General features: G+C 40.2%; 13 protein-coding genes. 4 read left to right on the top strand and 9 right to left on the bottom strand.

Features of this window, described 5'->3' with window-relative positions:
- Window position 1: 1 nt before the first annotated feature.
- Together ACFFHF_RS24065 and ACFFHF_RS24060 are read right to left on the bottom strand one after the other, a co-directional pair.
- Entirely contained in the window at window positions 2-1,177 is a 1,176-nt protein-coding gene (locus ACFFHF_RS24065; RefSeq protein WP_377059304.1) for an acetyl-CoA C-acetyltransferase, read from the bottom strand.
- A 44-nt stretch (window positions 1,178-1,221) separates the two neighbouring features.
- Window positions 1,222-3,606 (bottom strand): 3-hydroxyacyl-CoA dehydrogenase/enoyl-CoA hydratase family protein, encoded by a 2,385-nt coding sequence (locus ACFFHF_RS24060; protein ID WP_377059303.1) that lies wholly within the window; start codon window positions 3,604-3,606, stop codon window positions 1,222-1,224.
- 223 nt (window positions 3,607-3,829) lie between these two features.
- On the opposite strand from ACFFHF_RS24060, the gene ACFFHF_RS24055 reads away from it, so the two are divergent.
- Window positions 3,830-3,961 (top strand): YuzL family protein, encoded by a 132-nt coding sequence (locus ACFFHF_RS24055; RefSeq protein ID WP_160546284.1) that lies wholly within the window; start codon window positions 3,830-3,832, stop codon window positions 3,959-3,961.
- A 543-nt stretch (window positions 3,962-4,504) separates the two neighbouring features.
- Here the strand turns inward: ACFFHF_RS24055 and ACFFHF_RS24050 are convergent.
- From ACFFHF_RS24050 to ACFFHF_RS24025, 6 genes are all read right to left on the bottom strand, one after another.
- The gene (locus ACFFHF_RS24050; protein ID WP_377059236.1) at window positions 4,505-5,422 is read right to left on the bottom strand and encodes a proline dehydrogenase family protein; all 918 of its coding nucleotides are present in this window, start codon (window positions 5,420-5,422) and stop codon (window positions 4,505-4,507) included.
- Between the two features lie 457 nt (window positions 5,423-5,879).
- Window positions 5,880-6,128, bottom strand: a complete 249-nt coding sequence (locus tag ACFFHF_RS24045) for a YusU family protein (protein WP_340905299.1) — start codon at window positions 6,126-6,128, stop codon at window positions 5,880-5,882.
- Window positions 6,125-6,922, bottom strand: a complete 798-nt coding sequence (locus ACFFHF_RS24040) for an IucA/IucC family C-terminal-domain containing protein (RefSeq protein ID WP_377059235.1) — start codon at window positions 6,920-6,922, stop codon at window positions 6,125-6,127. The genes ACFFHF_RS24045 and ACFFHF_RS24040 overlap by 4 nt, the downstream gene beginning before the upstream one ends.
- Entirely contained in the window at window positions 6,915-7,736 is an 822-nt protein-coding gene (locus tag ACFFHF_RS24035) for an ABC transporter ATP-binding protein (RefSeq protein WP_340905302.1), read from the bottom strand. The genes ACFFHF_RS24040 and ACFFHF_RS24035 overlap by 8 nt, the downstream gene beginning before the upstream one ends.
- A 25-nt stretch (window positions 7,737-7,761) precedes the next feature.
- Window positions 7,762-8,817, bottom strand: coding sequence for a FecCD family ABC transporter permease (locus tag ACFFHF_RS24030; protein ID WP_340905304.1), 1,056 nt, complete (start codon window positions 8,815-8,817; stop codon window positions 7,762-7,764).
- Entirely contained in the window at window positions 8,814-9,818 is a 1,005-nt protein-coding gene (locus tag ACFFHF_RS24025; RefSeq protein WP_340905306.1) for a FecCD family ABC transporter permease, read from the bottom strand. Before ACFFHF_RS24025 ends, ACFFHF_RS24030 begins: the two co-directional genes overlap by 4 nt.
- Window positions 9,819-10,056: 238 nt before the next feature.
- Here ACFFHF_RS24025 and ACFFHF_RS24020 point away from each other — a divergent pair, with 238 nt between their 5' ends.
- A complete protein-coding gene (locus tag ACFFHF_RS24020; protein ID WP_160546289.1) occupies window positions 10,057-11,034 on the top strand; it encodes an ABC transporter substrate-binding protein in 978 nt (325 codons plus the stop codon).
- Window positions 11,035-11,138: 104 nt separating this feature from the next.
- On the opposite strand, the gene ACFFHF_RS24015 is transcribed toward ACFFHF_RS24020, so the two are convergent.
- Entirely contained in the window at window positions 11,139-12,311 is a 1,173-nt protein-coding gene (locus ACFFHF_RS24015) for an FtsW/RodA/SpoVE family cell cycle protein (protein ID WP_160546290.1), read from the bottom strand.
- Window positions 12,312-12,548: 237 nt separating this feature from the next.
- On the opposite strand from ACFFHF_RS24015, the gene spoIIP reads away from it, so the two are divergent.
- Both spoIIP and ACFFHF_RS24005 read left to right on the top strand, forming a co-directional pair.
- Window positions 12,549-13,673 (top strand): stage II sporulation protein P, encoded by a 1,125-nt coding sequence (spoIIP, locus tag ACFFHF_RS24010; protein WP_340905308.1) that lies wholly within the window; start codon window positions 12,549-12,551, stop codon window positions 13,671-13,673.
- Window positions 13,666-13,854: a hypothetical protein gene (locus ACFFHF_RS24005; RefSeq protein ID WP_340905310.1), complete on the top strand. Its 189-nt coding sequence runs from the start codon at window positions 13,666-13,668 to the stop codon at window positions 13,852-13,854. The genes spoIIP and ACFFHF_RS24005 overlap by 8 nt, the downstream gene beginning before the upstream one ends.
- Window positions 13,855-13,893 lie beyond the last annotated feature (39 nt).

The raw sequence follows: 13,893 nt of genomic DNA, 5'->3' as shown, positions 1-13,893 counted from the left end.
TTTATAAAAGTTCGAATACACCGGCCGCACCCATGCCGCCACCGATACACATCGTGACCACTCCGAATTGTTGATTGCGGCGCTTCATTTCATGGATAAGAGAAAGGGTTAGCTTCGCACCGGTACAGCCAAGTGGGTGACCTAGTGCAATGGCTCCTCCATTCACATTCACCTTTTCCTCATCAATTCCTAGCTCACGAATCACTTGGATCGATTGAGATGCGAAGGCTTCATTTAGTTCAAATAATCCGATATCCGATAGCTCTAATCCAGCAAGTTTTAATGCTTTAGGAATGGCTACAACTGGACCGATTCCCATAATTTCAGGTGGCACGCCTCCAACGGCGAATGATCGGAATTTGACAAGTGGCGTGAGTCCCCCAGCCTCTGCCTTTTCACGATCCATAACCATGACGGCCGCCGCTCCGTCACTTGTTTGTGAGGAATTTCCTGCTGTAACAGTTCCTGTTACGGAAAAGGCCGGACGAAGCTTTGCCAATGTTTCTACCGTTGACTCAGGACGCACTCCCTCGTCTTGGCTAAAAACGAATGGTTTTTCAACTAATTTATGGTCTCTTCCAACCGAGCGTAGAATAACGTCTACTGGAACAATTTCATCAACAAACTTTCCTTCTTGGAGAGCTTTTGCTGCTTTTTGGTGACTTCTTACCGCAAAAGCATCTTGATCTTCACGAGATATTCCAAATTTCCTTGCTACCTCTTCTGCTGTGTGTCCCATCCCCATATAGTATTGTGGTGCTGACTCAGCCAGTTTGGCATTGGGCCTTACCACATGACCCATCATCGGTACTAAGCTCATGGATTCTGCTCCACCAGCAATGATCGTGTCGGCATGACCAATCATGATCTTTTCTGCCGCATAGGCAATTGACTGAAGCCCTGATGAACAATAGCGGTTGATGGTAATGGCAGGCACTGTGTCAGGAAGTCCTGCAAGCGCCCCAATATTTCTTGCCATATTTAACCCTTGCTCTGCTTCCGGCATCGCACAGCCAATAATTAAGTCATCAATATTTCCATCGTAATTTCCTGCCCGCTTTAAGGTCTCTTTTACAACCAGTGCACCTAGATCATCAGGTCTAACACTGGCAAGCGATCCTTTTTTTGATTTTCCCACTGGAGTTCGTGCTCCAGCAACGATCACCGCTTCTCTCATCACGTTCCCTCGCTTCCTATTTATGCTACAAGTCTATTAACCTATTAATTACGTAATGGTTTTCCTTTTAAAAGCATATGCTGCATTCTTGCTTGCGATTTTGGCTCTGCAATTAAGCTCAAGAAGGCCTCTTTTTCAAGGTCAAGCAAGTATTGCTCATCGACTTCCGTTCCAAATGGCACTTTTCCGCCCGCAATCACATAAGCTAGTTTCTTTGCAATCTTCAAGTCGTGCTCAGAAATATATCCAGAGTAATGCATTGTTTGTGCTCCAAGAAGTAAGGTGGCGTAGCCCGTTTCACCGACGACGGGAATCTTCTTTCGGATGGGCGGCTTATATCCTTTGTCATAAAGAGTTAGAACCGTCTGCTTCGCATCATACAGTTGGTGGTCTCCGTTTACACTGACACCATCTGCTTTATTCAAGAAGTTGTTTTCACGTGCTTCCTCTCCCGATGTGGAAACCTTTGCCATTGCAATGGTTTCAAACACTTTATTCGCCACGTTTTGAAGGTCAAATGGAACTCCGTTTGGCAGGCTGTTTAAAAACTTCATGTATAGCTCTTTGTTACCGCCACCTCCAGGGATAAGACCAACCCCAACTTCCACGAGTCCCATATATGTTTCCATTGTGGCTTGAATATGGGTAGCTGGTAGGCAAACCTCTGCTCCACCACCAAGGGTCATCGCAAAAGGTGCAGCAACGACTGGCTTTGTGCTGTACTTAATTTTCATCATCGCTTGTTGGAAGTGACGAACGACCATATCAATTTCAAAAATATTATCATCCTGTGCTTCCATAAGAATCATGGCAAGGTTTGCACCGACGCAGAAGTTCTTACCTTGATTCCCAATGACCAAGCCCTTGAAGTTCTTTTCCACTTCTTCAACAGCAAAATTAATCATTTGCACAATATCAAGCCCAATCGCATTACTTTGTGAATGGAATTCTAGAAGGGCTACTCCATCTCCAAGATCAATCAAACTGGCACCACTATTTTTCTTGATAACACCACGCTGTTTTTTGATTTTTTTCAGGTTGATCACCTTTGGGTTTTCTTCTACTAGCTTGTAATCACCATTGGTATAGAAGAAAACATCCCCGTTGTCTTCTTCCTTATAAAAGCTTGTTTGACCATTTGCTAGCATTTCCTTTACCCAACTTGGAATAGCGAGACCGTCTTTCTCCATTTTGGCAATCGATTTTTCTAGCCCAATCGCATCCCATACTTCAAAAGGTCCTTGCTCCCAACCGAAGCCCCATTTCATGGCACGGTCAATCGCGACAATATCATCGGCAATCGTACCAAGTAGATTCGCAGAATACACAAGTACCGGACTAAAAATATTCCAAAGTAGTTCTCCAGTACGGTCATTCGCATATACAAGCGCTTTCAATTTATTTGCTAAGCCTTTTTCCTGTTTGCTCATTTCAATAGAGGCCGTTTTTAATTTTTTTCGTTCCACATATTCAAGAGTAGCCGGATCTAATTCAAGTATTTCTTTTCCTTTTTTCAGGAAGAATCCTTGACCAGATTTGCTGCCAAGCCAACCTTTTTCAAGCATTTGATTCATGAAGGCAGGAACCTCAAATACTTCTTTCTCTTCACCATCCACTTGGTCATACACGTTTTTTGCTACATGCGCAAATGTATCTAGTCCCACCACATCCAACGTACGGAAAGTGGCACTCTTTGGTCGTCCGATTAGCGGTCCCGTTACAGAATCCACTTCCCCAACGCTGTATCCACCTTTTAACATTTCCCTTACTGTTACTAAGAGACCGTACGTACCAATTCGGTTGGCGATAAAATTTGGCGTGTCCTTAGCCACAACCACACCTTTTCCGAGAATATCTTCCCCGTACTGCTTCATAAAATGAAGTACATCAGGTGAAGTATGTTGAGTTGGAATGATTTCTAAAAGCTTTAAGTATCTAGGAGGATTAAAAAAGTGTGTACCAAGGAAATGCTTTTGAAAGTCTTCAGAGCGGCCTTCTGCCATCGCCTCTACAGAAATACCCGATGTATTGGAAGTTACAAAGCTGCCAGGCTTTCGATAATGATCAACCTTTTCGAAAATCTGCTGCTTAATGGCTAGGTTTTCTACTACCACTTCAATGATCCAGTCAACTTCACTTAGTCGCGATAGATCATCTTCAAAATTTCCTGCTTCGATGAGGGCTAAATTATTTTTTGAGGTTAATGGTGCAGGTTTTTGTTTTAACAGCTTTTGAAGAGCTGTTTGGCTAATTCGATTTCTTACCGCTTTATCTTCTAGAGTTAACCCCTTTTTCTTCTCGTCATCAGTTAGCTCGCGCGGAACGATATCTAATAGCAAGGTTGGAATCCCAATATTGGCAAGGTGTGCGGCAATACCAGACCCCATTACCCCCGAGCCTAATACGGCAGCTTTTTTAATTTGTTGGATCAACTTCAGTCTCCCCCTTTAACGTTTTTGAGTGGATTCGATACTTTGAATGAACACTCATTCATTTTTGGTTACTTTTATCATAAGATATTTAAATATTTTACGCAATCCTTTGTCGTTGAAATTTAAAAATTTTTTGAAAGTTACATTATTTTATGCGACCAATAGAATCCTATGATTGTGGATATGTTATACACGAGGAAAAAAGTTTGGGGGTGTACCTATGGCAAAGATGAAGAAAAACCCATCAAAGGCTGGCGTAAGTGCCGCTAGCGTTAAGGGTGATGCTGGCCCAACTGTTGAAAATGATGGTGGTGGAAAAAGAAACAGCCAGAACAACCAGTATAAGAGATAATGAGGAGTGTACCCGCACTGAATTGGTGTCGGGTACGTTTTTTTAGTTGGGGCCGTAGTTGAAAGACGTTTCCCCCTTTTCAAACCTTCCTAACGTTCTTCATTCACCTGTTGAAAGACGTTTCCCCCTTTTCAAGCCTTCCTAACGTTCTTCATTCAACTGATGAAGGACGTTTCCCTCTTTTCAAGTCTTCCTAACGTTCTTCATTCAACTGATGAAAGACGTTTCCCCCTTTTCAAGCCTTCCTAACGTTCTTCATTCAACTGATGAAGGACGTTTCCCCCTTTTCAAACCTTTCTAACGTTCTTCATTCAACTGATGAAAGACGTTTCCCCCTTTTCAAGCCTTCCTAACGTTCTTCATTCAACTGATGAAAGACGTTCCCCCCTTTCCAAGCCTTCCTAACGTTCTTCATTCACCTGATGAAAGACGTTTCCCCCTTTAAGTAGCTGCAAAATGTTGTTCATTTTAAAGTTTTTAACTCCCTTCATCCTTCGAAGGACATAAAAAACTACCCACTCAAACGAATGGGTAGTTCCTCACTTACTTTTTAAACATTCCCTTCAGGACAAATGCTACATTCGCTGGGCGCTCGGCTAGGCGGCGCATGAAGTATCCGTACCAGTCGGTCCCATACGGGACATATACTCTCATCTTATATCCTTCTTCAACTAGCTCAATTTGCTTTTCCGGGCGTATACCGTAGAGCATTTGGAACTCAAATTGGGCGTTGTTGATACGATGCTCAATAGCTAGTTGTTTTGTATATTCAATGATTGCATCATCGTGTGTGGCAACGGCCGTGTAATTTCCGTTTAACATATGCATCTTAATAATCTTTTTAAAATTTTCATCCACGTCTCTTTTTACTGGAAATGCTACTTCCGGAGATTCTTTGTATGCCCCCTTCACAAGCCGTAAATTGGGTTGGTACTCATTAAGCTCCTTGATATCCTTTTCCGTTCGATATAAATAGGCTTGAATAACTGTACCTACATTTTCGTATTCCCTTTTTAATTTCTTAAAAATATCTAATGTTTTCTGCGCACGTGAGTAGTCTTCCATATCTATTGTGACGAACACATCGTTCTTTTTCGCTGCTTCTAGTATTCTTCTCATATTGTGTAGAACGACGTTGTCTGAAATATCTAATCCCATCGAAGTCATTTTTAATGATAATTGTGATTGAAGTTTTTCCCGGCCGATTGTCTCTATCGCTAGTATTGAGTTATCGGCCATTTCATTTGCTTCTTTCTCATTGTCGACAAATTCACCTAAATAGTCGATGGTAACGAGGAGCCCTTGTTTATTAAGGTCTTGAATAACGCGTGTTGCGAGTTCAATGGTTTCCCCAGCAACAAACCGTGACGCACCGAATCGTAATCCATATCGCTTGGCTAGTTTCGTTAATGCTCGATTTTTAGAAAGGAATAAAAAGAAATCTCTCATCAATTGTTCCATTTTGATATCCCCCCTGCAAGCGTTTACTATAGCTATATGAATGGGAAAGGCTAAGCGTTTACTGATGGGATTCACTATGTTTAAAAAATAACCGTAGAAATTCCGGTTAAATTTGGAAATCCCCATATTTTCTTAAGTATAAGCGGAGTTTTTCCGTTTATATGATCAAAATCTTTGAATTTTGGCTTATTTAGAGCAGTTAACCGGAATTCCTCCGCTTATATCTGCTTTTTAAGCTTCCTCTACATAATTAGCCGGAAATTCTCCGCCTATTAATTCTTTTACCTATACGAAATCATCTATGATTTGATTTACAAATTGGACTACAGTTTCAAGCCTATTTTTATAAATATTCACGTTATATCAAAATAAATGACCATCAAATTCACAAACAAATTGATGGTCATTTTAATATACGTTTTGGTTTTTTTGTGATAGGTAATAGAACCCGTTATCTTTATTTTTTCGCTTGTCGGTGCGCTTCATTTAATTGTTTGATTTCATTAATTGTTTCCTTAACCTCATTTTTCGCATCAGGATATGTGTCGTTCCAATGCTTAACGAGAGCAGGCATTGATTTGCTCATATGAGAGTAAAGGATCCACGCTTTTACTTTTTCCACATGATCAGCATCTGCCTCACCTAGTAGCAATTCGGTATATTTGGTTAGTAATCCATTGATCTTTTCATCTAGTTGATTGCTCACGAGTTCCCTCCGTTCTTTAGTGCATTTTTTGGTCGATTACAAGTTTGTGGACAAATTCTACAGCGGTCCGGTGTTCCTGTTAAGGCATAAAAGAAGCAGCATGTGGTTCGTACACGAACTTCTTCTCCAAGCTCAGGAATATAACGTTTATCATGAAAATGTCTTTTAATGGGGTTTTCATGATAATGTCCAAACAATGATCCAGGTGCAAGTTGAGCAATGAACTGTAAATCTTCCACAGCACGTCCACAAACCTCTTCATCTTCATGTTCAGCTAACACCGATTCATACAGCCAAAAAATATAGATCGCAATATTTTCCCATAATACGAGTTTAGATTGTTTGGACTCCGTCTTCACACTCTCCACAATAGGAGTTACGATATTGGAAAAAAAGTCAGCTATGGCTTCATATCTCCATTGGTCTCTATCACCAGTGGGTTCACTGATTCTCCACTTTGAAAAATAGAACGTAGGTAGCCAAAGTGGATCTTGTTCGTCTGTTTGAAGATGCATATGTTCGAGCTGTATATGAAATCGTTTGTTAAAAGCGGTCATTGCATACAAATAAATGGCGGATAAAAAAGCGTATCTCTTAATAAACATGGAAGCTGTTACTTTTACATTGGGCGACCCAATATGCTCGGAAGCACGACTGATAAAGGTCCGAAGCTGATCTTTTTGAAGAAGCTCATTTAACGTAATCGATAGATCAGATTCCCCATGAACTTTTTCTAATGTAAATCGGTAATTCTTCAGTTGACTTAATTCTGTTTCTGAAAAAAATTTATCCATTGACTGCTCCTGCATGTCTAAATACCGTTCTTCCCTTTCCATAGGGGATGCAAAGCGGTGTCCCGAATAGTGGGTCAATGGAAATTTCGCAATCCATTTCGAATACCTTCTTCACAAGCCCTCTTGTCACGACATCCTCTGGCTTTCCCATTGCTGCGATTTTCTTGTCCTTAACTGCCACGATATTATGCGCATAACGACAAGCTAGGTTCAAATCATGAAGGACCATCACGATCGTACGATTTTCCCTCTCATTCAGCTCAAATAATAAATCAAGTATGTCAATTTGATGGGTCATATCTAAATAGGTGGTTGGTTCATCCAGAAGAATAAAGTCCGTATCCTGTGCTAATGTCATCGCAATCCATGCTCTTTGACGTTGACCACCTGAAAGTGAATCCACAGACCGTTCCTTTAAATCGAGCAACCCGGTTGCTTCAAGTGCCTTATAGACCTTCTCTTCATCCTCACTAGACCATTGCTTAAGCCATGTTTGGTAAGGATAGCGCCCTTGCTTCACCAGTTGAAGAACCGTCAAACCTTCAGGTGACACCGGTCCTTGCGGCAACACGGCCATTTGCTTTGCCACTTCCTTGGAGGACATTTTTACAATCTCTTTTCCATTTAATACGATTTCTCCGCTTTTGGGCTTTAATAACCGAGCAATCGACCGTAAAAGAGTGGATTTTCCACATCCATTGCCACCGATAAATACAGTAATTTCGCCTTTCGGGATCTTCAAATTTAATTCATCTATAATGATGGAGTCACCATATGATAGCGTTAATTGTTTCGTTTCAATGGCTTTTTTCATCTTTATTCGCACTCCTTCCCTGACATTATCCATTTCTAGTTTTAAAAAGAAGATAAATAAAGTACGGTGCACCGATGCCTGCTGTAAATACGCCTGCTGGAATTTCTAATGGAGAGAACAAGGTTCGACCAATCAAATCGGCCACCATCACTAAAATGGCACCGATCAAAGCAGAGACCGGGAGTAATGCCCCGTAGACTGAGCCAACAAGACGGCGAGCCATATGTGGCGCCATTAAGCCCACAAATCCAATTCCTCCGGCAAAAGCAACAGAACTACCTATTAAAGCTGTACTTATAAGCAACAGCACGAATCTTAGTCTTTGCACAGAAGTCCCTACACTGGTGGCTACATCATCACCTAACCCGAGCACATTCACTTTTCTAGCCATAAAAAAGGCCACCAACATGAGAGCGAATGCCCATGGAACGATCGTAAACACATTGGTCCAAGTTGAGCCATGGACCGTTCCTGTAATCCAAATATTCGCTTGGCTTGCCCGGTAAATCGGGCCAAGGAGCATCATCATCGTAGTTAGTGCTTGAAAAAGGGCTGATAAACCGATTCCTATTAATACAAGGCGAACTGGGGACACTCCGTTTTTCCAAGCAAAGAAATAGACGAGTAATCCAGCAACAGCCGAACCAATAAAAGCGGCAAGCGGCATCCATTGTATGCTAACCGTTAACGCATTACTTTCATTACTAAAAATGGCCAAAAATAACACAACGGCAGCTGATGCTCCACCAGTAATTCCCAGAACATCTGGTGAAGCTAATGGGTTTCTAATCATTCCTTGCAAAATGCCCCCAGCCACAGCCAGTGACATTCCGACAACTAAAGCAACAATGATCCTTGGCAAACGAAAGGATTGAATCACGAGCTGTTCCATTTCCGTTCCCCCGCCAAAGAATACCGAGACAACCGTGACTGGGTTTATTTTCATATCACCTAATCCGGTACTAATAATAAAAATAGCCATTGTCACTAGCAGCAAGCAAAGCATCACAAAGCTTGCTTTTCTATCTATTAATATAGACACTTTTCCTTGAAACCATCGAAGATTTTGATACTGCTTCACTTTGCTTTAAACCCCCTTCTAGCAATATAGATAAAGAAAGGAGTCCCAATGATAGCTGTCATCACACCGACTGGTACTTCCTCAGGCATAATGACATACCTTGCAAGAATATCAGCCAATAGCAAAAGAATGGCTCCTAAAAATGCGGAATAAGGAATGACCCATTTATGATCAATTCCTACAATACTTCTAGTTATATGCGGTATCACAATACCAATAAATCCGACAGGACCCGCTACCGCTACTGACCCTCCAGCTAATAAAATGACAATGGTCCCGATTCCGATTTTTAATAAACCGGTACGAATACCAAGTCCTTTAGCGACATCTTCTCCCATCGATAAAACGTTAAGCTTGGAGGCAAGAAGTAATGCACCCAACCAACCAACAACGAGATAAGGGATAACAGACACAAGAATTTCAAGTTTTCTCCCTTGAATAGAACCAGCTAACCAAAACAATACTTGTTCCAGTGCAACTTCACTCAATACAAGAAAACCTTGTGTAAAGGAAGAAAACATCGCAGCAATGGCTGCACCTGCCAATGTTAGTTTCATCGGAGTGAGTCCTTCTCGTCCGAGCGACCCGATGAAATAGACGCTGATGGCAGCAACCGCTGCACCTAGAAAAGCAATCCACGCAAAAGCTTGTAAATGACTGATTTGAAAAAGCGATACGGCTATGACCACAGCAAAACCTGCTCCAGCATTGATACCGAAAATGCTAGGTGACGCCAATGGGTTCTTTGTTAATGTTTGCATTAAAGCACCAGCAATGGCGAGACTACTCCCCACTGCCGCTGCAATCAATGCTCTTGGCAATCGAACGGTTTCAATCACTAAATGCTCGTTTGATCCATTATTGTTTTGAAATGCTTCCCATGCCATTTTCCACGATGTATCGGTATAACCATATACAATGCTTGCACCTATTAAATAGAGAAATAATAAAACGATAAAAATGAGTCCAGCGATTCTTTGAAAACTATTTTTTAACAGCATCCTTCTTATCCTTTTCCTATATAATTACTGCTTACAAGTTTTAGTCTATTGGATGCCAAACACACTGTCAATGATTTTGAGAATCATTTTCAATGATGTAAACAACTGTTTTTTATTATCTAATTGAAAATAAATCTCAATTACCTATTGACACCCTTTACAATTCATTTTATGATAATAACCGTAAGTGAAAATGATTATCATTAACAATTACATACATTCATTGTAGGAGGAACTTATGAAACTTATTAAATTTTCTTTCACTATGTTAACCATTTTGATTCTTAGTCTTCTAGCAGCATGCGGAAGCAACGAAGAAGCGTCCACAGGTACTAAAAATGAGGATGCAAAGACGGAAAATACAAGCTATACCGTTGAGCATGCAATGGGGACAACCACTATTCCTGATACACCTAAAAAGGTTGTTATTTTAACAAATGAAGGAACTGAAGCCTTATTAGCATTAGGAGTAACACCTGTTGGAGCGGTTCAATCTTGGACAGCAAATGGAGACCCTTGGTATGAACATATTGCTGATGATATGAAGGATGTTCAAGTGGTTGGATTTGAAACAGATACACAAGTAAATCTTGAAGCCATTGCTGCATTACAACCGGATCTAATTATTGGAAACAAAATGCGTCAAGAATCGATTTACGATCAATTAAGTGCCATTGCTCCTACTGTATTCTCTGAAACATTACGTGGAGATTGGAAGGAAAACTTTGAGCTTTACGCAAAAGCGTTAAATAAAGTAGATGAAGGAAACAAAGTAATTTCTGATTACGATACTCGTGTATCTGATTTGAAAACAGAGCTTGGAGACCAACTTCAGAAAAAAGTATCTATTGTTCGTTTCTTAGCAGCTGATGTTCGTATTTATCAAAAGGATTCATTCTCTGGTGTGGTATTAGATCAATTAGGTTTTGCACGTCCTGAAAGTCAAGATGTGAATGAATTCGCGATCAAAGGTGCAACAAAAGAACAGATTCCATTGATGGATGGAGACATTCTATTCTATTTCACTTATGAAACAGGTGACGGAGCAGCAACTCAAGTAGCGAAAGAATGGATTGAAGATCCATTATTTAAAAACCTAGAAGTAGCCAAGCAAGGAAATGTTCATGAAATTGACGATGCCATCTGGAATACAGCTGGCGGAGTTATCGCAGCGAACCTGATGCTTGATGACATCGAAAAGTATTTCTTACAATAAGTTAACTTCTTAAATTTGATATATATGACTAGCTCTGATTTCTTACCCCCCTCAACGGAAATCGAGCACTCCCCTAAAAAACCTCGCCATAACGGCGAGGTTTTTTAATCGTCACTTGAAAACATATACTTTTTATGATGATATCGTATCGAGAAAATTAAGCTAATTGCTAGGAAATTCCCCATTATTGAGCTTCCCCCATAACTAATGAACGGAAGCGGAATTCCTGTGATTGGTAATAGACCAATCGTCATTCCAATGTTTTGAAACACGTGGAAGGTTATCATGCTAATAATTCCGACACAAATATACGTATAAAACTCATTTTTCGTTTCCATACCAACCTTTGTAATATGGTAGATCAGTAAGAAAAACAAACTAATAATAACGCTAGCTCCAACAAAACCAAATTCTTCTCCTACAATACTAAAGATAAAATCCGTATGACTTTCTGGCAAGTATACTTCTCTCGTACCGTAGCCCTTCCCTGTCGTTTCTCCTGAACCAATAGCTAGCAACGAACGGGTAAGCTGGAAGCCGGTAGAACTTTGATAATTGTAAGGATCAATCCAGGAGTAAATTCTTCCAAACTGATATTCCTTTACTCCAAGATACTTTTCAAGTATTTCAGGTTTCCATAGTACTAAGTAGAAAATGACTCCGATCAAAGTGATTCCTGACGAAAAGATCGGCAGAAGAATCTTCCATGATACCCCCGAAATAAAGATCATCCCTATCATTATCGCTATCATCACAAGAGAAGTCCCTAAATCCGGTTGCTGCATGACGAGCAGTAACGGCACCATCGTAATAAGAACAATTTTTCCTAATAAAATAAAATCCGTTTGAATCGTTTTGATTCGGTATTTTTCATGATGATCTCCTATTGCTCTGGCAAGTGCGAGGATAATAAAAACCTTCATCAGCTCAGCTGGCTGAAGCGATCCGATAAACGGTGCCTTATACCAACTCTTTGCCCCATTGATTACAGGCGCAATACTAGATGGAGCAATAATGAGAAAGGCCAATAGAAATACCCCAAATCCATAGGCATACCATGAGAGCTTTTTAAGCTGGTCCGAATCAAGGGTGATGACTGCAACAATAATCCCTATTCCAATTCCATACCAAATGATCTGTTTTAATAAAAAGTTTGAATCATACTGTCCTGTTGATTGCGCGCTGTAAATAGCAATACAGCTCGATAGAAACAAAAGAATTAAGATAAATATTAAATGAAAGTCTATTTTAGACGAAGGCTGTTGATTTGAAGACATAGTAATACTCCCATCTGAAAACATGGTATTCAATTCTCCATTATATTTTTAATTCTTGTAAAGCACAACTCTTCTTTCTTGTTTGGGAATGATTACATATCGGTTCTACCTAATGTACATTACAAATGTGAAAAAAGTGAGAAATTGATATTTCTAAGACTGTAAAGGACCTGCTTGTTTCTTTTTTCTCTTCTGAAAAGGTGGAAAGGCTCATATAGTAGCTAAGGAGGTGTTGACATGAAGTCTTCAAAACTATCATTATGGACCTTTTTTCAAGGCTGGTTGGCTATCATGCTAGCTACGTTCTTACTTGCAGGAATAACAACCACCTACACAAATACCTTTGCATCTGAAACCGTCAAGAAGTGGATTTCGAATATTGACACCCATGAATGGCTTGTTTATTTCGTAAAGTCAGAGAACCATCATATATACAACGAAAAAGCGAGTATAACGGTTTCCTCCTTATCAAAGCTCGCTCTAAAACTAGCAACCAATATCCAACCGGAGGATACAAGAACGTTTCTTGGCAGAGAACTCCCTGGATTTTCCGTGTTTGATACAAATATCGTCGTTGCTGGTAGCGGTACGAATTTCACTAACCTTCCGATCGAATCCGCTCCACCGGTAGAAATTTTATTACAAGAAAGAGAAATAGCAAAGGAAATGCTTAAAGAGGCGGAAGGCGGTAACACCCCAGTTGTGGCAGGGAAAAAAAGTGTATTTATCTATCATACACATAGCTGGGAATCATTTTTACCATTATTAAAAGATGCTAAGGAACCTGAAGAAGCGACGAGTAACAATGAATCCGCAAACATTATTGCGGTCGGGAAAAAGCTTACAGAGGAATTAAATACAAATGGCATTAGTGTTCTTCACGATACAACCAGCATGCCTAACCTATTAAAAGAAAATAATCTAACAACTGATCATTCCTACGATCTTTCCCGACAACTCGTCCAAGAAGCACTTGGAGGCAATGATGCTATTGATTACGTCATTGATATCCACCGAGACGCGCTTCGAAAAGAAAAAACAACACAGGTGATTAATGGCAAGTCTTATGCGAGGCTATTCTTTGTTGTCGGTAAAGCAAATAAAAATTACGAACAGAATCTACAAGTGGCAACAGAATTAAATGCAATGATAGATGAGAAATATCCGAACCTGAGCCGTGGGGTTTTAGCAAAAGGACTAACGGAAGGAAATGGAGTCTACAATCAAGATTTATCATCTGGGTCGATTCTCGTAGAGTTTGGCGGAGTGGATAATGACTTAACCGAACTGTATAACACGGTTGAGGCCTTTGCAGAGATCTTTAGTGAATACTATTGGAAGGCAGAGAAGGTAAATGGATAAAGTACATGTTCTCCCTCACCACTATTTATTTTTCACTTTTATTTCTTCCTTTTTACTGTATCTCATTTTAGGCTACCACTTAATTACAATTGCTTGGCTTGCAGCAGGGATTATTACCTCGATTTACATTCTGATTGAGGATCAGCTCCTTAAATTTCAGCAATCTGAAAAAGACTTATGATGTGCTGATTTTTTATCTCGTATGGTAAAATATTTCATA

The organism is Robertmurraya beringensis, assembly GCF_042433785.1.
GTDB lineage: Bacteria > Bacillota > Bacilli > Bacillales > Cytobacillaceae > Robertmurraya_A > Robertmurraya_A beringensis.
Note: the sequence above shows the minus strand (reverse complement) of the source record. Positions and strands in the feature narration are given on the sequence as shown.

Excerpts from the sequence above, each read along its gene's own strand:
- ACFFHF_RS24065 (WP_377059304.1), bottom strand. The coding sequence starts at position 1,177 with ATGAGAGAAGCGGTGATCGTTGCTGGAGCACGAACTCCAGTGGGAAAA.
- ACFFHF_RS24055 (WP_160546284.1), top strand. The coding sequence starts at position 3,830 with ATGGCAAAGATGAAGAAAAACCCATCAAAGGCTGGCGTAAGTGCCGCT.
- ACFFHF_RS24050 (WP_377059236.1), bottom strand. The coding sequence starts at position 5,422 with ATGGAACAATTGATGAGAGATTTCTTTTTATTCCTTTCTAAAAATCGA.
- ACFFHF_RS24040 (WP_377059235.1), bottom strand. The coding sequence starts at position 6,922 with ATGGATAAATTTTTTTCAGAAACAGAATTAAGTCAACTGAAGAATTAC.
- ACFFHF_RS24035 (WP_340905302.1), bottom strand. The coding sequence starts at position 7,736 with ATGAAAAAAGCCATTGAAACGAAACAATTAACGCTATCATATGGTGAC.
- ACFFHF_RS24025 (WP_340905306.1), bottom strand. The coding sequence starts at position 9,818 with ATGCTGTTAAAAAATAGTTTTCAAAGAATCGCTGGACTCATTTTTATC.
- ACFFHF_RS24020 (WP_160546289.1), top strand. The coding sequence starts at position 10,057 with ATGAAACTTATTAAATTTTCTTTCACTATGTTAACCATTTTGATTCTT.
- ACFFHF_RS24015 (WP_160546290.1), bottom strand. The coding sequence starts at position 12,311 with ATGTCTTCAAATCAACAGCCTTCGTCTAAAATAGACTTTCATTTAATA.
- spoIIP (WP_340905308.1), top strand. The coding sequence starts at position 12,549 with ATGAAGTCTTCAAAACTATCATTATGGACCTTTTTTCAAGGCTGGTTG.
- ACFFHF_RS24005 (WP_340905310.1), top strand. The coding sequence starts at position 13,666 with ATGGATAAAGTACATGTTCTCCCTCACCACTATTTATTTTTCACTTTT.